General features: G+C 52.0%; 22 protein-coding genes. 5 read left to right on the top strand and 17 right to left on the bottom strand.

Going from position 1 to position 21,082, the window contains the following annotated elements:
• Positions 1-118: 118 nt before the first annotated feature.
• The 4 genes from ACQKE4_RS12910 to ACQKE4_RS12895 all read right to left on the bottom strand — a co-directional run bounded on the left by ACQKE4_RS12910 (position 119) and on the right by ACQKE4_RS12895 (position 2,922).
• Positions 119-589 (bottom strand): tripartite tricarboxylate transporter TctB family protein, encoded by a 471-nt coding sequence (locus tag ACQKE4_RS12910; RefSeq protein ID WP_427388789.1) that lies wholly within the window; start codon positions 587-589, stop codon positions 119-121.
• Between the two features lie 54 nt (positions 590-643).
• On the bottom strand, positions 644-1,639 hold the full coding sequence (locus ACQKE4_RS12905) for a Bug family tripartite tricarboxylate transporter substrate binding protein (RefSeq protein WP_290833077.1): 996 nt from the start codon (positions 1,637-1,639) through the stop codon (positions 644-646).
• A 141-nt stretch (positions 1,640-1,780) separates the two neighbouring features.
• Positions 1,781-2,311: a chromate transporter gene (locus ACQKE4_RS12900; protein ID WP_290833075.1), complete on the bottom strand. Its 531-nt coding sequence runs from the start codon at positions 2,309-2,311 to the stop codon at positions 1,781-1,783.
• A complete protein-coding gene (locus ACQKE4_RS12895; protein WP_427388788.1) occupies positions 2,308-2,922 on the bottom strand; it encodes a chromate transporter in 615 nt (204 codons plus the stop codon). Before ACQKE4_RS12895 ends, ACQKE4_RS12900 begins: the two co-directional genes overlap by 4 nt.
• Positions 2,923-3,101: 179 nt before the next feature.
• Here ACQKE4_RS12895 and ACQKE4_RS12890 point away from each other — a divergent pair, with 179 nt between their 5' ends.
• Both ACQKE4_RS12890 and ACQKE4_RS12885 read left to right on the top strand, forming a co-directional pair.
• Complete coding sequence (locus ACQKE4_RS12890; protein ID WP_427388787.1) at positions 3,102-3,788, top strand: GntR family transcriptional regulator; 687 nt, start codon at positions 3,102-3,104, stop codon at positions 3,786-3,788.
• Positions 3,789-3,916: 128 nt separating this feature from the next.
• The gene (locus tag ACQKE4_RS12885; RefSeq protein WP_427388786.1) at positions 3,917-4,471 is read left to right on the top strand and encodes a DUF1415 domain-containing protein; all 555 of its coding nucleotides are present in this window, start codon (positions 3,917-3,919) and stop codon (positions 4,469-4,471) included.
• A 44-nt stretch (positions 4,472-4,515) separates the two neighbouring features.
• On the opposite strand, the gene ACQKE4_RS12880 is transcribed toward ACQKE4_RS12885, so the two are convergent.
• From ACQKE4_RS12880 to ACQKE4_RS12835, 10 genes are all read right to left on the bottom strand, one after another.
• Positions 4,516-5,010, bottom strand: coding sequence for an N-acetyltransferase family protein (locus tag ACQKE4_RS12880; protein ID WP_427388785.1), 495 nt, complete (start codon positions 5,008-5,010; stop codon positions 4,516-4,518).
• Between the two features lie 80 nt (positions 5,011-5,090).
• Positions 5,091-5,399: an AzlD family protein gene (locus ACQKE4_RS12875; RefSeq protein WP_427388784.1), complete on the bottom strand. Its 309-nt coding sequence runs from the start codon at positions 5,397-5,399 to the stop codon at positions 5,091-5,093.
• Positions 5,396-6,100, bottom strand: a complete 705-nt coding sequence (locus ACQKE4_RS12870) for an AzlC family ABC transporter permease (RefSeq protein WP_427388783.1) — start codon at positions 6,098-6,100, stop codon at positions 5,396-5,398. Before ACQKE4_RS12870 ends, ACQKE4_RS12875 begins: the two co-directional genes overlap by 4 nt.
• Positions 6,097-7,089, bottom strand: a complete 993-nt coding sequence (locus ACQKE4_RS12865; RefSeq protein ID WP_427388782.1) for an LLM class flavin-dependent oxidoreductase — start codon at positions 7,087-7,089, stop codon at positions 6,097-6,099. Before ACQKE4_RS12865 ends, ACQKE4_RS12870 begins: the two co-directional genes overlap by 4 nt.
• A 141-nt stretch (positions 7,090-7,230) precedes the next feature.
• Positions 7,231-7,917 carry an SDR family oxidoreductase gene (locus ACQKE4_RS12860; protein WP_427388781.1) on the bottom strand — a complete coding sequence of 229 codons (687 nt, stop codon included), beginning with the start codon at positions 7,915-7,917 and terminating at the stop codon, positions 7,231-7,233.
• Positions 7,918-7,995: 78 nt separating this feature from the next.
• On the bottom strand, positions 7,996-9,273 hold the full coding sequence (locus ACQKE4_RS12855; protein ID WP_427388780.1) for a nitrate- and nitrite sensing domain-containing protein: 1,278 nt from the start codon (positions 9,271-9,273) through the stop codon (positions 7,996-7,998).
• A 72-nt stretch (positions 9,274-9,345) separates the two neighbouring features.
• On the bottom strand, positions 9,346-10,698 hold the full coding sequence (locus tag ACQKE4_RS12850; protein ID WP_290833054.1) for an MFS transporter: 1,353 nt from the start codon (positions 10,696-10,698) through the stop codon (positions 9,346-9,348).
• Positions 10,699-11,027: 329 nt separating this feature from the next.
• A complete protein-coding gene (locus ACQKE4_RS12845; RefSeq protein WP_427388779.1) occupies positions 11,028-12,050 on the bottom strand; it encodes a patatin-like phospholipase family protein in 1,023 nt (340 codons plus the stop codon).
• 120 nt (positions 12,051-12,170) lie between these two features.
• Positions 12,171-13,310 (bottom strand): CZB domain-containing protein, encoded by a 1,140-nt coding sequence (locus tag ACQKE4_RS12840; RefSeq protein WP_427388778.1) that lies wholly within the window; start codon positions 13,308-13,310, stop codon positions 12,171-12,173.
• Positions 13,311-13,470: 160 nt separating this feature from the next.
• Positions 13,471-14,193: a murein L,D-transpeptidase catalytic domain family protein gene (locus ACQKE4_RS12835; RefSeq protein WP_427388777.1), complete on the bottom strand. Its 723-nt coding sequence runs from the start codon at positions 14,191-14,193 to the stop codon at positions 13,471-13,473.
• A 115-nt stretch (positions 14,194-14,308) separates the two neighbouring features.
• Between ACQKE4_RS12835 and ACQKE4_RS12830 the strand changes: the two genes are divergently transcribed.
• Complete coding sequence (locus ACQKE4_RS12830; protein WP_427388776.1) at positions 14,309-15,946, top strand: L,D-transpeptidase family protein; 1,638 nt, start codon at positions 14,309-14,311, stop codon at positions 15,944-15,946.
• Positions 15,947-16,026: 80 nt separating this feature from the next.
• On the opposite strand, the gene ACQKE4_RS12825 is transcribed toward ACQKE4_RS12830, so the two are convergent.
• Positions 16,027-17,718, bottom strand: a complete 1,692-nt coding sequence (locus ACQKE4_RS12825; RefSeq protein ID WP_427388775.1) for a peptidoglycan DD-metalloendopeptidase family protein — start codon at positions 17,716-17,718, stop codon at positions 16,027-16,029.
• A 458-nt stretch (positions 17,719-18,176) separates the two neighbouring features.
• Here ACQKE4_RS12825 and ACQKE4_RS12820 point away from each other — a divergent pair, with 458 nt between their 5' ends.
• Both ACQKE4_RS12820 and ACQKE4_RS12815 read left to right on the top strand, forming a co-directional pair.
• Entirely contained in the window at positions 18,177-19,100 is a 924-nt protein-coding gene (locus ACQKE4_RS12820) for a LysR family transcriptional regulator (protein ID WP_427388774.1), read from the top strand.
• A 66-nt stretch (positions 19,101-19,166) separates the two neighbouring features.
• The gene (locus ACQKE4_RS12815) at positions 19,167-20,159 is read left to right on the top strand and encodes a glutathione S-transferase family protein (RefSeq protein WP_427388773.1); all 993 of its coding nucleotides are present in this window, start codon (positions 19,167-19,169) and stop codon (positions 20,157-20,159) included.
• Between the two features lie 76 nt (positions 20,160-20,235).
• On the opposite strand, the gene ACQKE4_RS12810 is transcribed toward ACQKE4_RS12815, so the two are convergent.
• Together ACQKE4_RS12810 and ACQKE4_RS12805 are read right to left on the bottom strand one after the other, a co-directional pair.
• Positions 20,236-20,718 carry a PRC-barrel domain-containing protein gene (locus ACQKE4_RS12810; protein ID WP_427388772.1) on the bottom strand — a complete coding sequence of 161 codons (483 nt, stop codon included), beginning with the start codon at positions 20,716-20,718 and terminating at the stop codon, positions 20,236-20,238.
• 45 nt (positions 20,719-20,763) lie between these two features.
• Positions 20,764-20,961: a CsbD family protein gene (locus tag ACQKE4_RS12805; RefSeq protein WP_427388770.1), complete on the bottom strand. Its 198-nt coding sequence runs from the start codon at positions 20,959-20,961 to the stop codon at positions 20,764-20,766.
• Positions 20,962-21,082: the final 121 nt, after the last annotated feature.

Raw genomic sequence — 21,082 nt, 5'->3', positions numbered from 1 at the left:
ATCACCGCATAGATATGCCGAAGGATTAGGCACACTATGCCAGAAAAATCAGCTGGTTGGCGATATCCCATCCGCAGCCACCTGAATAGTTACAATTAGTCATTATTTACTCCACAGGTTAGGGCAGCCAGATATTCAGGCCATGTCGGAAAATCACATAGATGACGATCGTCAGCGCAAAACTGAGGGTCAGATTAATAATCCACTTGCGCTGTGTGTTGACGCCCATCAGCAGTGCAAGTGAGGCGACCAAGAAGCCTATAGTGGCTGCGATGTAGCCCACTACTGGGAGTAAAGCGGCATAAAGTCCAAACAGTAGAAATAGCGCGAGGATAATGCGCCTATTCTGAAACCACTCAGTAATGAGCTGTTTTGCGCCAGCCCGCTCAGGGACCTTAACCAGCAGTGAACGTACTAAGATCATCAGCGATAGCAATCCGATGACTACCAACAATATGCGTGGGAAAAGTGCTGATCCATACGGTTGCCAACTGGTAGGCGGGCGAATATCACCCGACTCTATCCACATGACCGCCACAATGAGGAGCAGCGCCAGCGCCAGGGCGCGGTCTTTAGTTAGCGTTAGCATTAAAGGTGTCTCCGGGCACCTCCAGCCCACAATAGTGGGCTGGAGGAAGCATTCTTAGTTCTGGAAATCGATGTTTTCGGCAGCGGCGGATAGGGCGGCTTCGTTTTCATCCAAGAATGCTTGGTAATCTTCTCCCGCTAAGAATCTCACGACTGAGCCAAACTCATTTTCGATACGGCTCTGCACTTGTTCATTCTCCAACGCTTGGCCATAAGCATCAGCAAGCGTATCTAGGACATCTCGTGGAGTGCCCTTAGGGGCAAAAATGCCGCGGCTGGTGGAGTGATCCATTTCGATGCCTAACTCACGCAGAGTGGGCACATCAGGCATGCTTTCCAGGCGCTCCGGGTGAGCGATACCCAGGGCGCGGAAGGTGCCATCTTCAAAGAAGGCACCACCAGAAGGCAGATTAAACATGGCGAAATCGATCTCTTCTGCCATTAAGGCTGACACCTGTTCGCCAGTGTCCGGGTAACCCACTAGGCGCACATCCGCCATATCAATGCCCGCTTCCTGGAAGAACTGTGCCCAGAAGAAGTGGTCGGTTGAACTGGGGATCATGCTGAAGCGAACTTGGCCCGGATTTTCGCGAACATAGTCAGCGATCTCATCAGCGCTTTGTACTTCATGATTGACGTGAGAAGTCGGAATGTTGATGGTTTGGGTGAGTAGGGCAACCGGCTCAAAGGCATCAAATGAGTAGTCAACGGTGCCCGCTAGCTTGGAAAGCGCAATTGTGTCGTGGCTACCAAGCAGCGTGTAGCCATCGGGGTCAGCATCTTTCACATTGCGTGAACCTAGGGTTGCTCCAGCGCCTGCCATATTGACGGGAACGATGGATTCACCGAGGGTCTTTTCAGCTTCCTGTGAGATTAGCCGAAAGAGAATATCGGTTGCGCCGCCAGGGCCGTAAGGGATGATCAAGCGGAGATCCTGCTCAGGATAGTCAGCTTGAGCGGCGGTCGTCATTGCCATGCCAGACGCAAGTCCGATGGCTGCGAGGGTAGCACTTAAAGTGCGAGTACTCAGAGTAAATTTTGAACGCGTCATTCTTCTACACCTTTATAGTTTAGGGGGGGGTGTTGTGGGATGCCGCCAATACTGCAGCGGGGTGGTGAGCGCGTGGTCCCGTTATCGGGTTCTTGTTGTCCAACACAATCGCCTTTTATTGCGATCGTGTGTCAGTGAGTGTTAGCCGAGAAATAGTCCTCCATAAATCAAGGCACCCATTACCACAAATGCAGGGTGCGTTTTGAAGCGAATTAGTGCGATGGCGGCAACGGCTGCGATTATCAGCGTATGAATAGCCCCGCTGGTGTTGAGGCTTTCGAGTAGAAAACCCAAGGTTAACCACGCCATCATCATGGCAATAACCGGGCGAACCCATTGACTCATGCGCTTCACTCGGGGAGAGTCGCGGTGGCGGTACAACAGCCCTAGCGCACCGAGCATAAGTAATAGGGACGGTATGACGGTGGCTGCCACGGCGATAAAGGCACCACTAATGCCAGCCACTTCATAGCCAACGTACCCGGCCATTTTGGTAGCGATTGGGCTCGGTAGTGCATTGCCTAGCGCTAATGTTTCAGCAAAGGCCTGGGAGGTCATCCAGCCATAGCGGCCTACAACTTCGGCTTCTATGAGTGGAATTATCGCTGGACCACCGCCATAGCCAATAATATTAGGAATAAAAAACGCTAAGAAGAGCTCCCAATAAATCATGCTGTCCCCTGCGCTTTTTTAGTGTCCGAGGGTTTAGTGCCTGGGGGTTTAGTGCCAGAGGGGCGGAGCAGGGCGGCAAGCAGGATGGCACCAATTACCCAGCCAGGGTGCAGGCCGAGCCAATAGATGAGTCCGGAAGCGACAATGGCCATCACCGCGCTCACCACCCAGCCAAGAGCCGCTTGGGATTTGTCAAAAAAGTCCCAGGTGAGTTGCGCCATCATGATCATCACCACCGGCACAACGGCTTGACCCATACCACGAATCCACGCCACATCGCGGTATCGGCTAAAAATGCCTAACATGATAATCATCGCCACAATCATGGGGAAAATGACCGCGATAACGGAGGCGATACAGCCGGTCACTCCTCCAACGCGGTAACCTATATAGCCGGGCATTTTGGTGGCGATAGGACCTGGAAGGGTATTGCCGATGGCCAAAACGTCAGCAAACTCTTCATCGGTTAGCCAATGATGACGGGTGACCACCTCTGCACGCACTAATGGAATCATTGAGGGACCGCCACCAAACCCAAAGATACCGACGCGGAAAAATGCCCAAAATAGCTGCCATGAGACGCCGCGTTTTTTCACGACCTGAGCTTTCATGAACGGGAGCCCAGCAAAACCAATGAAGAGGTGAACATCATACCAGAGCCTTATTTATCGTTTGTAGGTTAAAAAATCGATTATCTTGTCTAAAATAGAATATAGGTAGTGCCCGATCCGACGTCAACAGTGAAAAAAAGAATCGACAGCGAGATCAGAGATGAATAAAGGACATCGTCATGAATAATTCTTTACCTAAGTCAGCAACCCCAGTAGGCCCAGCAGGTACTGCATCAAGCCGGGTGTTTGATCATCTGCGCAAAGATCTCGTGGGTGGCAGCTTTGTTGCGGGAGAGAAACTCGCTATCAATGCACTCAAAGAGCGCTACCAAGTAGGGTTGAGTCCGCTGCGTGAAGCGCTCAATAAGTTGGCAGCCTATGGGTTATTAATTCAAGAGAATCAGCGCGGCTTTCGGGTGCCAAAGCTTTCACGGGAAGAGCTGGATGACATCGCGCATATGCGCCTTGAGATGGAAGGCATGGCACTTGAGCGGGCAATTACCCACGGTGATTCACTTTGGGAAGCCGATTTATTGGCAGCCGCGCACCGCCTGAAACGTGCTGATATCACCCTAGATAAAGGTGACGAGTGGGAGCATCTCCATACTCAATTTCACCGTACGTTAGTCGCTCCCTGTGGCTCAGTATGGCTTTTGCGTTTTATTGAGCAACTGCATGACCAATTTGATCGCTACCGCCGGTTGGGGCCGAAAATGCCGACCATTCGACAAGAACTTGATGATCAACACCATCAGTTGGTTGAGCTTGCGCTGCAGCGAGATGCTAAGGCCGCTCGGGCATTGTTAGATGACCATATTCATAAATCCTACGATGTCGCTTTAAAGCGTTATCAAGAACATGCTTAGGAGGAGAAATTGCCGCTTAGCAGTAAAGCAATAACGACATAGTACGTAGGCAGTGTACGTAGGCAGTGTGTAAACTGCTGCGCAGATAATATGACAGTCGTGACCGGCTTACTGAGCAAGAGGGTGCTATGAACACAGATAACGAAATAGTAGTACAAACCCTAAACTGGGTGCGCACCTTCATCGTGGCGGAGAATATTTGTCCGTTTGCGCAGCGGGAATTGGAGCGTGAATCTATTCGTGTGGAGGTGGTGCGCTCTAAAAAAATAGAAGTGGCACTTGAGGAGTTGATGGTGGAGGTGCAGTGGTTAGACGAGCATCCTGAAACCGAAACCACGCTGCTGGTGTTTCCAACGCTATTTAAAAGCTTTGACCATTACCTGGACTTTGTTGAGCTGGCCGAAAGCATTTTAGTTGACCAGGGGTATGAAGGCATTTATCAGTTAGCGACTTTTCACCCCGACTACTGTTTTGAAGACGCCGAACCCGATGATGCATCTAATTATACCAACCGCTCTCCCTATTCGATGGTGCATCTGCTTCGTGAAGAGAGCGTAGAAAAGGCGATCGAGTTTTATGGTGACACCGAGGTTATCCCAGAACGCAATATTGCTAAATTAACGGCCATGGGCAGTGACGTTGCTGAGCAGCGGCTCCAGCGTTGCTTTGACATTAATCGCTGAGTGATCTCTATAGGCTGATGATCACGCGCTACGCGTAAACGCTGCTATAACGCTTTATACATAACGTAAGTATTTACAAGGCCAAGGCGTGCGTGTCGAAATGCGTTGGGGACAGTGCCTACAATGTTAAATCCTAGCTTTTGCCATAACGCAACGGCGATGTTATTGGTCGCCACTACGGCATTGAACTGCATGGCAAGAAATCCCATCTCCCGAGCCTGCTGCTGTGAATGCTCGCACATGGCGCGCGCTACGCCTTTTCCACGTGCGGCGGGGGTCACCATATAACCACAGTTGCATACATGGTTACCGGGGCCAGCCGCGTTGGCTTTTAAGTAGTAAGTCCCTAGGATCTGGGCGCTTTCATCTTTAACCACCAAGCTAGCTTTGGGCGCTTTACACCATAGCTGCTGGGCAGCTTCATAGCTGATATCTGGATCAATCGCATAGGTTTCTTGCGCTTGCACAATGGATTGAAACGTTGGCCAGAAGGAGGCGAAGTCATCTTCCGTGATTGGGGTGAAGGTCAGTGTCGTCATCAGCGAGGTTCCTGCGACAGTCGTTAATCAATAGTCTTTAATTAATGGCAACGGTCAGTTAACGGTAAAAAGCGAGTAATTTATATCAAGCGCCAGAATGCAGCGGTGGCCATGCCCGCGGTAATTGCGATAAGCGGTTTGTGGGTAGTGAGCATCACCATTAGTGTGGCGACCAAGGCAAGACGCGCGCCCCAATCACCCTGAACGGCCAGTGGTAAGATGACGGCGACCAGCACCGACCCCGCCATGGCATTGATAAATCGTTCTACTTTCGGGCCGATGGGCACCCGTGACATCACCATAACGCCGCCCGCGCGGGTGATATAAGTCACTAGCGCCATCACTAAAATCGCCAATAGCGCGGTGGCTGGTGTCAGCGGTAGGTTCATGACGCCGCCTTAGGTGTTGCAACGGGCAAACATAGCCCTGCAATACCGCCCGCCAGCGCGCCAACAATGACATGGGCATTAGCTGGTAAGAAATAGATCGCCAATAGTGCGGCTACGGCGGCCACGCTCCAGGGAATTAACATCGAGAGCTGCGGTTTGCCGCCCACTAACATGGCGAGCAGAAAGCAGCCCATGATCACGTCCAGCCCGAAGCGCTCAGGCTCACTGATGCCGCTGCCAAACACTACGCCAAGCAGGGTGCCCAGCATCCAAGCGAGCCACAATGCAATGCCGCCGCCGACTAACATGCCAACGTTGGTTTCACCGCGTCGGTAATCTGCTGCCGCCATTGCCCAGTTGGAATCACTCATTAAACCCAGGCAAGCGTAGCGCTGCCCGGTAGGAAGGTGGCGTACCCAAGGGTAGAGCGCGGCCCCCATTAGTAAGTGGCGGGCATTAATTGCAAACGTTGTCGCTATTAACGCCACCAGGGGAATAGTAGGGCCCCATAGTTCCAATGAGGCAAACTGTGCTGCGCCCGCAAATACCAATCCGCTCATCAGCAACGCTTCAAAACCCGTCAGACCTCGCTGAATAGCGGCAACGCCGAAAGCGAGGCCAAACGCGATCACGAACAGTGAAAGCGGCACCATTCGCTTAAAGCCCCAAAGCGTGCCCTGCGTGTCTAACTGAGCACTCACCGAGCGGCCTCGGCAACGATTTCGTAGCTACGCATACGGTCGGCATGGTTATAGAAATCGCTATTGATCATCAGCTCATCTGCGCCGGTACGCGCCTGGAACTCTTCCAGCTCAGCTTTAACTGTTTCTGGACCGCCAATAATCGCCGCACCTAAAAACTGGCTGACCTGTGCCTGTTCAACCGGCGACCAGTCCAACTGCTCAACCGGTGGCTGTGACTGGGTGGGTTTGCCACGAATAAGATTAAGAAACTTCTGCTGCGCGGTGGTCGCCAAGTAGTGCGCCATGGCATCGCTTTCAGCGGCTATTACGGGTAAGCCGACCATAGCATGAGGCTTATCAAGGTGTTCAGAAGGGCTGAAGTTGTCACGATATAAGCGTAGCGCTTCAAACAGATAGCCCGGCGCAAATTGAGCCGCGAACGCGAAGGGTAGGCCCAATTTAGCCGCTAATTGAGCACTATAGCCGCTGGAGCCCAACAGCCAGATGGGAACATGGGTGCCTTGACCTGGGACCGCTTTTACACGCTGCTGGGGGGCTGCATCGGCTAAATAGCTGCGTAGCTCATTAAGCAGTTGCGGAAAATCATCGACGCCTGCATGGGCGTTGCGACGCATAGCTTGCATGGTCGCGCCATCCGAACCGGGTGCGCGGCCCAGGCCCAAATCAATACGATCAGGATAGAGCGTCTCAAGCGTGCCGAACTGCTCAGCAATGACCAGCGGGGGGTGGTTAGGCAGCATAATGCCACCGCTGCCCACGCGGATGGTGGAGGTTTGCCCGGCCACGTGACCAATCAGTACGGCAGTGGCCGCGCTGGCGATGCCAGCAATATTGTGGTGCTCGGCTAGCCAGTAACGGGTATAGCCGAGTCGCTCGGTTAACTGCGCTAGTGCAACACTGTCGCGGAAGGTCTCAGCGGCACTGCCGCCCTGGCGAATAGGCGCCAGATCAAGGACGGAAAGCGCCGTGGAAGCGAGTTGGCTCATGGTTCACCTGCAAAATAAACAGCGTGGGCGCGCTCAATAGTAAACTACTTAGCGCGCTTGGTAATTAGACGTTATGCGGTCACTGCCGATGAATTGCAAGGTGTGGAGTATGCGAGTGGTGGCTCGCGGTACGATTAACATTTACTCAAGCGGCGGGGTAGGGCGAATAAGTATTTCATTCACATCGACATGGGCGGGTTGTGAGAGGGCGTAAACCACCGCATTGGCGATATCGCGATCTGCTAAGGCATGTTCAGGCGGTTCATCAAAAAATGGCGTGTCTACCATGCCGGGTTCAATCAGCGTGACGCGCATACCGGTGCCGCGTAACTCTTCACGCAAGTTATAGCCAATGCCGGTGACTGCCCATTTTGTAGCGCTATACATCGAGCCAGGAATAGTCGTACGCCCCGCTGCGGAGCCGGTTAATAGCACATGGCCTTTGCTGCGCTTAAGCTGAGGTAAGCAAGCCTGTAAGGTGAGCCCAACGCCATAGATATTGGTAAGAATCATTTCACGCCATGCGTCTGGATCAGCTTCACTGAAACCACCCGGTGAACCTCCCCGGCCAGCATTAGCAAAGACCGCATCCAGGCGACCAAAGGTTTCAATCGCTTGTTCGACCATAGAGAGTTGTTGCTCTCTATTCGTTACATCCAGCTCGCAAGTCAGGACGTTTTCCGGCCCTAGTTCTTGGGCCAGAGCAGTAAGTTTATCCACAGAGCGGGCAGCGAGTACCAGTTTGTAGCCTTCCCGGGAGGCCGCTCTTGCGGTGGCTGCGCCGATGCCACTGGATGCGCCGGTAATCAATAACACACCTTTACGCATAGTTGCGCTCCTTGCTGAGTCGTTAGCCTGAGAAGCTTTCAGCATGGTCAATGCGTGACTATCTTGCAAACTTGCGCGTTATAAGCCTTTTTCTTTACGTTTCAACATAGTCGAGAGATCAAGAATGGCTTGGGCCATATCCGCCATGCTTTTACTCTGATCCATCGAGGTTTTGCGCAAAAAACGGTAGGCCTCTTCTTCGCTCATGTCCTGATGGGCCATGATCAATCCCTTGGCGCGCTCGATCAGCTTGCGTTCACGCAGGGCTTTACGGGTATTTTCTAATTCATCACTGAGTCCTTGCAGGCGGCCTGCCTGGGCCTGGGTAAGCTCAATTAATGAACGCCCTAAAGGCGACGTCAGCGCGCTAGCCGTTAAATCGCCTAATGGTTGAGAGCCATTAAACGCAAGTAACTGCTCACAGGGAGCTGGTGTATAGCGGTTGGGTGCCTCTTTGGCTTTTTCCAGGCCATTCACTGCCTGGGTAATTTTTCGGTGGCAAAGCGCACTTAGCTGCGCTATCAACGCATCCTCCACCGTTTTGATCGTATCAATACGTAGCGTAGTGAGTTCATACCAGGTTTCTCCAAGCGTATTCGGTGTGTCAGTAGCCTGGTTTTTCACCGCGTGCGTGCGCTGGCAGGCGATATCGCGGAGATGACAAATACCCGCTAATGTGCGCGTCGATAGCTCGTTTTCCCACACCTGCCGCGCTTCAGATGAAGCAAACTCTGTAAAAGTGTCAAAGCAGCGTTGCTGCTCATTGACGAGCTGATTCAGCAGTGCACAATGGGCTTCGTCAAAGTGACCATGGGTGAAACCAAACGCGCCACAGGCGCGCTCTTGACCAGCCAGCTCTTTGCCCTGCATTAAATGGAAAATGGCCACCAACGCGCGGGTAATATCTGGGTCAGCAGACGTGTCGGCGGCCTCAAAAACAATGGCTAGTAATCCACTGATGAGCTGGTTAAATGCTTGAGTAGCTGCATCGGAAGAGATGGCAAAGGTATCAATTGCTTGACGAAGGGTCCCCAGCTCATCAAGGGCATGCCAAACCGCCGCAATGCGCCGCAATAAGCGAGCGGCGGCCTGCGGGCGGGCCTCGTGGCTAAGTGCTTCGAGCCGTTGGCGCATTAGCGTTTCGGCTTGCTGGCTGTGCTGGCGGTAAGTATCTCGGCGGGTTTTGAAACGCTGTCCTCGAGAAACAAGGTAAATCGTTGAAGCACCTCGCTCACGCTGCAGCATATGAATAAAGCGGCTAATGTCACCGACAATATCGGCTGTCGTCGCTAGGTGCGTAAGGTTATCAATATCGCAACGAATGGCGGTTAAGAGCAATTGCTGTGCTGAAGACATAAAAGATTCCTTGGGCACTCGCCGCCTGAAAGTAAGACTCCCTGACGGTTTATAAGCCGTAAGGGAGCAAGATTATCGTAATGATAGGGCGCCTGCCCCTGTTTCATCACCCGCCGCATCGCGGTAAGCCTCAGCCTCTTCGGCTTCGGTGGCATCGCTAAAGCGCACAAGCAACACACACGATGCCAGTACCAGCACAGTGAGACCTAAATAGAACAACCCCTGTTGATAGCTCAGGCTTTCACTGCGGAAAAGAAATGCAGCGCCAACGGCGCCAACGTTACCGCCAGCACCAACAATGCCCGCCACCGCCCCCAACGCTTTTTTATTGATAAACGGGACAACGCCATAGGTGGCCCCTTCGGCCATCTGCACAAACAAACTAAACACTAGCATGATGCCAATCGCGAGGCTTAATACGTGCATCTGCGAGAATGCTATTAGGGCAAGACCTTCGCAAATCAACGCGATAAACAGCCAGCGTACCCGGCCCTTCAGGCCGCCTTGCTTGGCAAAAAGGTCCGAAAAAACGCCACCCAAGGTGCGGGCAAAAATATTCATTAGGCCGAATAAACCAGCGATTAGGCCAGCCGTGGCCAGCGTTAAATCGAACTTATCAAAGAAGTAGATAGCGGCAATATTATTAATCGTCAGCTCTACACCAAAGCAGAGGCCATAGACCACGAACAGCGCCCAAACACGGATATCTTTAGCAGCCGCTAAAAAGCTTTGACCTGCGCCATTTTCACCCGTTGCTTCAGGAAGTTCGCCTCGGGCACGTAGCTCGCTAAAGTTGCCATTTGGCGCATCTTGGGTAAACAGCCAATACCCGATGCCGGTAAAGAACATGACAACGCCTGGCACCATCATGGCCAAGCGCCAGCCGAAAGCTTCGTTCACGCCCAGCATTAGCAGGCCGGAGAAGATTAGCGGCATCAGAATTTGTGTAGTACCGCCGCCAAGATTCCCCCAGCCTGCACTGGTGGCATTGGCGGTGCCAACCACATTAGGCGCGAACATCATGGTGGTATGGTACTGAGTAATCACGAAAGAGGCGCCGATAGCACCAATCGCTAAACGGGCCAGTAGGAAGGTTTCGAAGCTATTCGCTAAGCCGATACCCATGACTGGAAGGGCGCCTAACATCAGCAGACCGGTATAGGTTTTACGCGGCCCAATGCGGTCGCAAAGCACGCCAATCACAAGCCGTACGATCACGGTAACCGCGACCGAGGCAATGATGGTATTGCCGATCTGTGTTTGGGTTAGCGAGAGGTCTTCGCGGACAATGGCCATTAATGGCGCAATGCCGAACCAGCCAAAAAAGCAGATATGGAATGCAAACCATGAAAAATGGAAAGCGCGCATTTGCGGCGAGGAGAAATTGAACAGTCGTATACGGTTAGCTTTGTTGCGTATATCCATGGGATGGCCTCACGGGGCATCAAACGAGTTTATCGTTACGCAACGTCATTCAGGTGGAGCGCTGCGTAAGCAATTTACGAGAACTTGCCTTCACCGTTGAAGGGCAGGTTCGACGCACTCGTACCCTGTTGGGCCTGGTCCACGCCTACAACCACGTAGGCAAGACATGCAGATAGTTTGCCATCTGTATTTTTATCTTTTAAATTCAGTTGTTTAATTTTGTTTTACGATTATTTGAACCACTCTTCTGACTGAGCATGCTACATGGCTGGGCATGCAGCATACGCTTTGCAACATCTTGGTGCTTTTGGCTTTGAAAAATAGGCAGGCTACTGTTCGTGTAAATAGACAGCTTCGATATCAAGCGTGGAGTAGTCGCCAATAGCATCAAAGTTTGCGCTTAGCCAGCGTTCCGCGGCGGCTTTGCCTTGCTCAAACAAGTGACATAAGAAGGGCCACTCTGAATTTGACTTACTGGATACTGAAAGCTCTTCGAGCGCCTGCTCACCACTAATACGGTGGAACAGCGCCTGCTGATAGCAATTTTGGATACCCTGTTCGTCGAGTGCGTGTTTAAGCAGCGCGATCATACGGATCTCTTTGATCAGTGCCGAATTAAAAGTGATTTCGTTGAGGCGGTTCATAATGGCTGATGCTGTGGTAGGGATGTCGTCCCGGCTGATGGGGTTAATCTGCACCAGTAAGATGTCCCGCGCGCTACACTCTTCCATTAACGGAAACAGGGCAGGGTTGCCCATATAGCCGCCATCCCAATAGGCTTCGCCGTCGATCTCTATCGCTTGGAACATAAACGGCAGGCAGGCAGAGGCCATCACCGCGTCAACGCTCATCTCTTCGCGGCGGAAAACACGCTGCTTGCCTGAACGCACGTTCGTCGCTGTAACAAACAGCTTTAACTGCTTGCACTTTCGTACGCGCTCAAAATCAATATGCTTAACCAGAATATCGCGTAGCGGATTAATATTGAGGGGGTTAAGTTGATAAGGTGAGGCAACGCGGCTTAACAGATCCATGGCGATAAAGCCTGGCGAGTTATCCAAGCTCCAATTGCCGGTCAACACATCCATCGGTGAGCGGCGAATGGGGCTTGCCATGCCTGCGCGGCTAACCGCTTTCCAAAAGTCATATAACGCTTGCCGAGCGGTCTCTTTATCCCCTCTGGTGAGGGCATCGGCCATTACCACGGCGTTCATCGCCCCTGCACTGGTACCGCTGATTCCCTCTATTTCAATGCGCTCATCCGCCAGCAGGCGATCAATCACACCCCAGGTGTAGGCCCCGTGTGCGCCGCCGCCTTGTAAGGCGAGGTCTAGCTTTTTGACCTGTGTCATACGCTTCCCCATTGCGACTAGTAAAAAAAGTGGTAGCAGTGAGACCAGCATGGCATAGGCCAGCGGGGAAGACGATAAGCTATTTAAAAGCGATTCGATGTCGGGTGTGAAAAATACCCGTTAAGGGGGCCCCGCTAAAGGCGAAGGGTGATTTGAGGGGTAGGGGGATTCAAAAACAGCATACTCCAACAGTTTGTCCATTTGCAGAGCCAGTTGTTGACTGGCTTCTTCCATAACACTTAAGGCCGCTAATTGACCATTTTGGTCGCCTTCGCGGGCAAATTTAAGCGCCTCAGCGCCACTTTCATGCATACGCCGATGGGGCGCCGCCAGAGAGCGATAAGCATCCGTTCGAGCATAGTGGCGGCGCCCTTCTCCCGAGTGATACCAACGACCTAATCGGCAGTGATGATGGTCTTCCAGCAGTGCTTCAGTGTTTGCTGAGAGCAATTGCTTATACAGTCGACACTTCCACACCGCATGATCAAGCTTGGCAGAGTGTATAAACGCGGCCGTAGCGCTGTGATGAATGACTTTGTGCATATGCCGCGCTTGCTCACTAAGTTGATCAGCCGCGTGCTGAGCCACGTGGGCGGCGTGGGCGGTTTTTGCATTGGTTTGTCGCGTTAACGTAAGCTCCTTTGAGTGCTCCCTTACCTGGCTATTGACCTGCTCAATAAGTTGGCTGAGCTGATGGCTTAATTGGTGCATGTGAAGCGCCAAACGGTGAACATCATCTGCAATAGCTGCCAAGCCTGGTGAGTGTGAAGTCTGATCGTGTGCTGATTCAGTGGGTTCGAGAGAGCCTTGGCTATGGGCCATTTCTAGTGCAGTGTTCACTGCCAGTGCTTGCGCATGGCCTGCATGTCGAGAGAGGCTGACCTGCAATTGGCTAAGGGCATGCAGCGTTTTGGCGGAGACTAACGGCGAAGCATGATGCTCTTTATTACTGTCAGTTGATTGGCAGGTTAGATGCAGTGTGCCGACTGCCTCTTCTGCAGCCATAACCAGCTTAAATGTCTCTGTTAGTGTTGCATTCTCACCTGCCAATTGATCGGCATACTCCTGGATACCTCTATTCAAGGAGGCTAGCATATCGGCCCCTCTGGCTTGCAGCATGCCTAGCGATTGCGCGGGTTTAAGCATGTTGACTAAGCGACAGCTTGGGGTCGGCGTCATCGCTTCCAACTGCGCGCGCAAGTCGGCAACCTCCTGCTCTAGGCTGCGAATCTTTTGATAGGGGTGCAAAAAGGTGAACATGTCAGACACCTGCGCAAAGAGTATCTATATGTGTTTATTTGTCACCAAGTATTGCAGAGGAGTGGGTGTAACGCCTGCTTGAAACGTTATAAATGATGAAAACCAGCTTAATAAGGCCCCAAAAGCTGACAATATCAATCTAGAGCTCTTAAATTATTAATTACCGTTTCGCAAGCTGAGCGGCGGCAGAGGTACAGCCTAAAAACGCGGAAGTGGCAAGCCACTCGGCATCGGGGTAATAAGCGAAAACGTACTGATCCTCTTTTAGGCTGTCGATTAATGGGTAGGTGATATCTTCGCGCACGGCAGGGCAGCCGTGGCTACGCCCAAGACGGCCGGTTTGGGTAATGAATTCGTCGCTTACATAGTCGGCGCCATGGATCACAATGGCTCGCTCATAGGCAAGATCATTGACATTGGGTTCTAGCCCGTTTAACCGCAACGAATAGCCGTTGCGCCCATAATAGCTGTTCATGGTGCGGAAAAGGCCAAGGCTAGACTGATGGCTGTTTCGCGTGTTGGAAAACGTTTCGGCGTGTGCATCTCCTGACCCCTGTCCATGAGAGACCAATTCTTCAAAGAGTAACTCGTGCTGGCGGAGGTCAAATACCCACAAACGCGGCTCTGTAGAGGGTAGCGAATAGTCAATAACGGCAAGCCGCTCGGCGTTAGGTTCAGCACAGTTAAGTGCTTGGGCGGCTAAACGCAGTGCGGTGGGGGTTGCCTGTGGGGCGAGCTGCTGCAACTGATGATTTAAAGGCAGAACGCCTGGAGGAGGCGTTGAAGCCACGTGTGCAAAAAAACTGGCGGCATGTAGTGGTAAAGTAAATAGTGTTAAAGGTAAGCAAAATAATAACCTGGCAGTGTTCAAACGAAGAGCCATATTTATCGATCCTACAAGCAACATGCGTCATGATGAAGTGATGAGTCGACTAACATAAAAGGGATTGTCGGCTAATGTGGAAAGCTGGGGACTATAGTAACGCAAGGAGAGGGCGATGAAAGAGAGACAGCCAATAAAACAGTGGACGCTAGGTATCGCTCTGTGTGTAACGCTCACCCATGGCCCATTTGCTTTCAGCACCGCCTATGCAGACTCTGCTCCATTACAGCAAGCATTAACTCAGCAGTTAACCGCTGTGGAAGCCCACAGCCTGCCTATTGCTGAGTTCTATCAACTGCGTGATGGAAAGCCCGTGTGGCAGTCAGAGCGTGCAGTTGAATCGTTGGTAAGCGCGCTTGGCCGTCTGGAGAGTGACGGCTTGGTACCTGCGGATTACCACGCCGATACGCTGCTCAATGAATTTCAGCGCAGTCAGTCAGGCGGCACTGAAGCTCAAGCTGCATTCGATATTAAAACGACTCAGGCCCTGCTATTAGCGTTGGATCACTTAGAGCGTGGCAAGGTGAACCCTCGGGAGGTGGAGCCGCACTGGGATGCACCCCGCCCAGAAAGAAGCTATTCACTTTTGCGGGTTATGCATGCGGTTGAGGATCATGAGCTCGATAGTGCCATTGCGCTTGTTCGCCCTTCATCCGTTGAGTATCAGCAGCTGCGTAACGCTTTAAAGCATCACTATCAGTTAGCCGAGCTGGGCAGCGCGCCATATTTAGCCCCGCGGGATGCGTCGCTTCGTCCTGGGGACGAGGCTGACGACGTCGTTGTGCTGCGTCAACGTTTAGCACTGTGGGGGGAGAGTGACTTAATGGTGGCGGATAACACGGCTTATCCGATGGTTCGTCTGGAAACAGCCTCTAATCGACGTACCTTTGACACTGGGTTAGAAGCGGCTGTTAAGCGTTTTCAACGCCGCCATTTGCTGCAGGAAGATGGCGTTGTTGGTGAGCAAACGCGCTTGGCACTCAACACGCCGGTGGCATCCCGAATTGATCAATTAAGAGTCAATCTAGAGCGTGCTCGCTGGATTCGCCTTACTCACTCTGCTGAACCACGGGTATGGGTCGATATTGCCGGTTATCGGATGCACTACATACGTCCTAACGGCCAGCATTGGGATGCCCGGGTAGTGGTAGGAACGTCGCGTCGAGAAACACCGATTATCCACTCAACAATCAGCCACCTGACCATCAATCCTTCCTGGACGATTCCGCCCACCATTATGCGCGAAGATGTATTGCCACGAGTGCGTGCTGATATCGACTATTTGGCGCGTGAAAACATTCAGGTGGTTAACCTGTCGGGTGAGCAGCTCAATCCAGATGAGGTCGATTGGCAGCGACCAGGTGGCGTGATGTTGCGCCAAACCGCAGGAGCGAGAAACCCGCTAGGTAGCGTTGTAGTGCGCTTTCCCAACAATGACATGATTTATTTGCACGACACCCCAGCGCGGGGGCTCTTTCAGCGTAATCAGCGAGCACTCAGTTCCGGCTGTGTGCGCGTTGAAGGGGTCACGGAGCTTGCGCAAATGTTACTTCAAGACACCGGCAGCCACTACCAGATGAGTAGCCTGCTGAGCGGAGGAAGTGACCGCAATATCAATCTTCCGCAGCGCATACCTGTGGCACTGCACTATTTGACCGCTTGGCCAAATGCGCAAGGAGAGGTGGAGTTTAGGCCCGATATTTATCGCCGTGATGCAACGCTACTGTCGGCATTAAAACGCCCTCAGGTGTGATGTAAAACAGTAACGCAAAAAACCGCCTATTCAGGCGGTTTTTTGCGATTAACGATGCTCTTAACGAAATAGATAATTTTTTACTCGTCGCTTGCCTGCTGATAGTTAGCCACGCTAACGGGGCCGGTATCACCGCTTTCCAATGCTGCTAGAATCGGCTCAGCCTGATTCTGAAACGCAATCAAGGTATCACCGCTTAAACTAGTGTTCTCTGGCAGGTCGACCGTCATCGCATTAACAGGCGAGTTATTGACGATGACTTCATAGTGAAGGTGAGGGCCGGTACTACGGCCGGTATTGCCGGATAGTGCAATGCGTTCACCCATGGTCACACGGTCACCTTGACTCACCAGTTGGCGGGAGAGGTGTAAGTAGCGAGTTCGATAGCCGTTGTCATGACGGACAACAATATAACGCCCGGCGGCGTGGTGATTGGCGACACGTTCAACGCGGCCATTGGCAGGGGCTATGATAGGTGTGCCAATGGGCATGGCAAAGTCAGTACCGTTATGCGGACTAACGCGGCCCGTGACAGGGTGCAGCCGACGTGGGTTAAAACCCGAGCTTAGGCGGTAGTTACCTTCAAACGGACGGCGTGCAAATGCAGGGTCGAGGCTACCGCCCTCAGGCGTATAGAAGTTATCGTCGTTAGCATTGCGTACAACGGTTAAGTCCATACGCTCACCGTCATACTTCACCGCGAGCACACGGGAATCCAGTGTTTCCCCGTCAATCATGTCCGACTCTACCAAGACCTGGAAACGGTCACCGCGGCGGCTGTCACGACGGAAATCGAGCTTCTTTTCGAGTAGCTTGGTTAGTTCCGTTACAGAGCCGCTGTTTAAACCAGTGGCCTGGGCTGAACGTGCAAAGCTACCGCTAACACTACCCGCATAAAGACGCTGAACAGGTTCGCCTTGTCGCTCAATGGTAGTGACCGCGAAGTGATCCTCCTCCCGTTCCAGCATGATGCCGTCACGGGTATTTTGCATCATGCGAAGTGACAGCAAACGCCCATCTTCATCCAACTGATAATCGAAGCTGTTTCCTGCGCGCCAATTGGTCAGTAAGCGCTGATCAGGTAAGTCTTCTAGAAGAGCAAGCACTTCACTATAGCCAAGTCCAAGATGATTTTGTGCTAATACGGCGAAGGTTTCGCCGGATTCAACAATATGAGTTTCCCATTCAGGTACAAACGGCTCTTCTGCGGCCAGTTCTAGTTCCAAAAATGAGATATCGTCGAATAGCTCAACACCGTAGTCTTCATAAGAAGTGGCATCGGCAATTTCGACCGGGGATGTGTGGTCTACATCCAGCATGCCGCTAGTCAGCGTGCCAATGACCACGGCCATATGCAGCGCGCCGCTGTCCAGTCCTGCCGTATCTAGCATGGCTAGATCAAGCGCAGGTGCATTAAGTGCTAGCGCCGGCATTGACGCCATGTTGGCTTCTGCAGATTCAATCACATCGAGATCAACGATCTCAGTGACGGTTAGCTCGCTTAGAGGGATGTTCTCACGGGTAGCATCAATAGCGCGTGAGGCGCGATCAATCGCTTCAGCTACCGGGGTACGCTCTTGACGTAATGAAGGTACGCCGGGTGCTGAATCACTAGGAAGCGGCACTAATACGCTTTCTAAGGGTGTATGGGGGTGATTTAAATCTTGATAAGTCGTCAATAACTTTTGTGTGCCCAGCACGGTGACCATAGTGGCCACGGGTAACAGTAATAATTTGTGCGTACGGGGCAGCGAATGAAGGATTCGCAACATGGGTAAATAGACCGCCGAGTTCGTGATTAAAGGTAACAATAAAGTGTATAAACCCAGGAACCTTACCCCATGAGAGAGGTGAGTGCATAGACTGTATATCTATACATAAAATATAATTTGATAAAAATGTGGCAATAACAAGGACATACCACTATTTATGAACGCTGTTTGCTAACAAATGTAACTGGTTAAGCAGGCTAATTAAATAGATATCAGTAAGCGTAGACGAAAACTGATTTTTTTAAAATATTTATATAATAAATGTCTAGTTTTTCCTTCAGATACCCCTGGATTAGCCTCTCAGTCGGTCAATCGCAAAGCGTTTTTTGCTTACTGATGCAATGGCTAACAGAATTTAATCAGGATAAGCAGAACTATAGGTGATTTCCTGGCATGCTATTGTTGTTTTTTCGAATATAAAGCGCATTGTTTCGCTGTTTTGCGTTGAGGAAATCGAAATGTCCCGGGTAACACTTGCACAATGGCAAATGCTGGCCGCCGTGGTTGACCATGGCGGGTTTGCGCGTGCGGCAGAGGCGGTACACAAAAGCCCCTCCACGCTTAACCATGCTGTTCATAAACTAGAAGAGCAGCTAGGGGTTCAGGTGCTGGAGCCCATAGGGCGTCAGGTTCGCTTAACCGAGGCAGGGGAGCTGTTGTTAAGACGTGCGCGCCAGTTGATTGAGAGTGCCGCCTCGCTTGAGGATGTGGCCACGCGGCTAGCCGCTGGCTTAGAGGCTGAAGTTGTCTTAGCGATTGATCAGGTTTTCCCAGCAGCCGCTCAAGCCAAGGCATTAGAGCGCTTCTCTGAAACTTATCCCCAGGTGCGTGTTCAGCTTCACGAAAGTGTTCTCAATGGTGGCATTGAAATGCTTTATGACAGTCGCGCAGACTTGGTGGTCTCTGGTATAGAGGCGCAGGGCTTTTTAGGCGAACCCCTGGTGACGGTTCGTTTTATAGCGGTCGCACATCCCCACCATGCGTTACATCAATTAGGGCGCTCGTTAGACCTTCGTGATTTGGCTCAGTATCGTCAATTGGTGGTACGCGATTCGGCCCTACGTCAGTCAACGAACGCTGGTTGGTTAAAAGCTGAACAGCGCTGGACGGTTGGCCACTTGAACACCTCTCTGGATATGCTCCGGCGCGGCTTGGGGTTTGCCTGGATGCCAGAAACACGCATTGCCGACGAGCTGAAAAGCGGTCACTTAAAACCCTTGCCGCTGACGGCTGGTGGGGTTCGTGAAGTGCCGATTCAACTTATTTTCCGTGATCGGGATCGTGCAGGCCCCGCGGCACATGCCATGGCAGAAGCCTTAAAACAGGCCGTTGCAAGTGAGTGTAGCGTCCATGATTCGACTCACTCGAATGAACGAGCGTAAAACATCCGCTTGAGCCTTCTCGGTGCGGGCGTATGCTAGCGTCAACATTATTTGAGGAGATGCCCCATGGGATTATTGGTCGACGGTAAATGGCAAGACCAGTGGTACGACACTAAAAAGCACGGTGGTGAGTTCGTGCGCGAGTCGGCTCAGCTTAGAGACTGGGTTGGCAACCAACCGGAAACCGACGGCGCTTGCTACCCTGCAGAGAAGGGGCGATACCACCTCTATGTGTCGCTTGCCTGCCCTTGGGCCCATCGTACCTTGATTATGCGCAAGCTGAAGGGGTTGGAGCCGCTGATAGGCGCTTCCCATGTTAGTCCCTTGATGCTTGACCAGGGCTGGACGTATCGGGAAGACGAGGGCGCCAGTGGCGACCCCATTAACGGTGTCGATTTTCATCATCAGCTATATACCAAGACAGACCCGAACTATACCGGCCGAGTGACGGTGCCCGTGTTATGGGATAAGCAGCGTAGCGCGATTGTTAATAATGAGTCCGCTGATCTGCTGCGCATGCTCAACCAGGCGTTTGACGAGCTAACGGGTAATGACCTGGACTTCTATCCGGAAGACCTGCGCGAGGTGATTGACGCAGTAAATGCTGATGTCTACGACAACATCAATAACGGTGTGTATAAATCGGGCTTTGCCACCGAGCAGTCGGTCTATGAGAAGCACGTTAAGGCGCTATTTGACGCATTAGAGCGAATGGAAGCGCGGCTGGGTCAGCAGCGTTATTTGGCAGGCGAATGGTTCACCGAGGCCGATATTCGTCTATTCACCACGTTGGTGCGCTTTGATGCGGTTTACTACGGCCACTTTAAATGTAATTTAAAGCGCATTGAAGACTATCCCAATCTTTCGAATTACGTACGAGAGATCTATCAATGGCCGGGTGTGGCTGAAACGGTCAATATGGATCATATCCAACGTCACTACTATTACAGTCACGATACGATCAATCCAACGCGTATTGTGCCTGCTGGGCCGCTGCTTGATTTTGAACAGTCTCACGACCGTGAGCGGTTACCAGGGCAGGGCGTGCGCCGCAAATAAGCAGATAGTGGATGAGTCGTGTTTGAATCAAAAAGGGCCACCCATATGGGCGGCCCTAATCGCATTACCTTGGAACTTAGTCGTCAGCGTTAACGGCTTCGCGTGTACGCTGCCAAGCGCTTTCGGCACCCTCTTGAGTCGTTTGCCAAGCATCACGTGCGTTAGCTTTGGTCTGTTCCCACCAATCGTTATCGTAGGCAGGGAAAGCTTCGACTTCTTCAGCGGTGGCTTCGACCATAATACGATGCTCTGTATCGCCATCGCCTTCTGTATGGGTTTCCAGAGTGAAGTAGTCGGTGCTCACGACAATTTCACGTCCACCTAAGCCAAGGACGGAGCCGCTCTCAATAACTAGCGCGGTAATACGCATGTCTTCATCAAATAGGATGTCATCGACATCGCCAATCTCTTCACCGGAACCACCAGCGAAATAGACTTCCGCGTCTAAAATGTCATCGGCAGAGTACATGCCTTGGGGCTCATTCTGAGCATGTGCACTCATAGCAACACTGCCCATCAGGGCGGTACCGATAACGGTTGTGAGGATTGTCTTACGCATAGCATCTCTCCTTGTGGCTACGTTAAATAGATAACAGATGGGTAACTACTGCTTGTCGGCCCATTCATCGGCTCTGCGCTCGGCCTCTTCACGCTCAAGGCCATACTTTTGCTGCAATTTGCCGATAAGCTGATCTTTCTTACCACCAATCTGATCTAGCTCATCATCAGTTAGTTCCCCCCAGTTAGAGCGGGCTTTACCTTTCATCTCTTTCCATTTGCCCTCAATCTGATCCCAGTTCATCGCATCGCTCCTTGAGAATAGTGAACTTTATTAGGCGTCTATCAGGTTAGACGAAATGAGCACATGTGCAAGTGGGTGATTCAGTATGGTGCAAGGCAGGGTATGGTGAAGGACGTTAAAA

The organism is Halomonas sp. NPDC076908 (genome assembly GCF_050269715.1).
Lineage (GTDB): Bacteria > Pseudomonadota > Gammaproteobacteria > Pseudomonadales > Halomonadaceae > Vreelandella.
The sequence above is the reverse complement of the archived record's forward strand: the minus strand, read 5'-3'. Positions and strand labels throughout refer to the sequence as shown.

Excerpts from the sequence above, each read along its gene's own strand:
- ACQKE4_RS12905 (WP_290833077.1), bottom strand. The coding sequence starts at position 1,639 with ATGACGCGTTCAAAATTTACTCTGAGTACTCGCACTTTAAGTGCTACC.
- ACQKE4_RS12895 (WP_427388788.1), bottom strand. The coding sequence starts at position 2,922 with ATGAAAGCTCAGGTCGTGAAAAAACGCGGCGTCTCATGGCAGCTATTT.
- ACQKE4_RS12860 (WP_427388781.1), bottom strand. The coding sequence starts at position 7,917 with ATGCGTAAAGGTGTGTTATTGATTACCGGCGCATCCAGTGGCATCGGC.
- ACQKE4_RS12865 (WP_427388782.1), bottom strand. The coding sequence starts at position 7,089 with ATGAGCCAACTCGCTTCCACGGCGCTTTCCGTCCTTGATCTGGCGCCT.
- ACQKE4_RS12840 (WP_427388778.1), bottom strand. The coding sequence starts at position 13,310 with ATGTTCACCTTTTTGCACCCCTATCAAAAGATTCGCAGCCTAGAGCAG.
- ACQKE4_RS12810 (WP_427388772.1), bottom strand. The coding sequence starts at position 20,718 with ATGCGTAAGACAATCCTCACAACCGTTATCGGTACCGCCCTGATGGGC.
- ACQKE4_RS12820 (WP_427388774.1), top strand. The coding sequence starts at position 18,177 with ATGTCCCGGGTAACACTTGCACAATGGCAAATGCTGGCCGCCGTGGTT.
- ACQKE4_RS12900 (WP_290833075.1), bottom strand. The coding sequence starts at position 2,311 with ATGATTTATTGGGAGCTCTTCTTAGCGTTTTTTATTCCTAATATTATT.
- ACQKE4_RS12890 (WP_427388787.1), top strand. The coding sequence starts at position 3,102 with ATGAATAATTCTTTACCTAAGTCAGCAACCCCAGTAGGCCCAGCAGGT.
- ACQKE4_RS12910 (WP_427388789.1), bottom strand. The coding sequence starts at position 589 with ATGCTAACGCTAACTAAAGACCGCGCCCTGGCGCTGGCGCTGCTCCTC.
- ACQKE4_RS12830 (WP_427388776.1), top strand. The coding sequence starts at position 14,309 with ATGAAAGAGAGACAGCCAATAAAACAGTGGACGCTAGGTATCGCTCTG.
- ACQKE4_RS12850 (WP_290833054.1), bottom strand. The coding sequence starts at position 10,698 with ATGGATATACGCAACAAAGCTAACCGTATACGACTGTTCAATTTCTCC.
- ACQKE4_RS12845 (WP_427388779.1), bottom strand. The coding sequence starts at position 12,050 with ATGACACAGGTCAAAAAGCTAGACCTCGCCTTACAAGGCGGCGGCGCA.
- ACQKE4_RS12880 (WP_427388785.1), bottom strand. The coding sequence starts at position 5,010 with ATGACGACACTGACCTTCACCCCAATCACGGAAGATGACTTCGCCTCC.
- ACQKE4_RS12805 (WP_427388770.1), bottom strand. The coding sequence starts at position 20,961 with ATGAACTGGGATCAGATTGAGGGCAAATGGAAAGAGATGAAAGGTAAA.
- ACQKE4_RS12885 (WP_427388786.1), top strand. The coding sequence starts at position 3,917 with ATGAACACAGATAACGAAATAGTAGTACAAACCCTAAACTGGGTGCGC.
- ACQKE4_RS12875 (WP_427388784.1), bottom strand. The coding sequence starts at position 5,399 with ATGAACCTACCGCTGACACCAGCCACCGCGCTATTGGCGATTTTAGTG.
- ACQKE4_RS12835 (WP_427388777.1), bottom strand. The coding sequence starts at position 14,193 with ATGGCTCTTCGTTTGAACACTGCCAGGTTATTATTTTGCTTACCTTTA.
- ACQKE4_RS12815 (WP_427388773.1), top strand. The coding sequence starts at position 19,167 with ATGGGATTATTGGTCGACGGTAAATGGCAAGACCAGTGGTACGACACT.
- ACQKE4_RS12825 (WP_427388775.1), bottom strand. The coding sequence starts at position 17,718 with ATGTTGCGAATCCTTCATTCGCTGCCCCGTACGCACAAATTATTACTG.
- ACQKE4_RS12855 (WP_427388780.1), bottom strand. The coding sequence starts at position 9,273 with ATGTCTTCAGCACAGCAATTGCTCTTAACCGCCATTCGTTGCGATATT.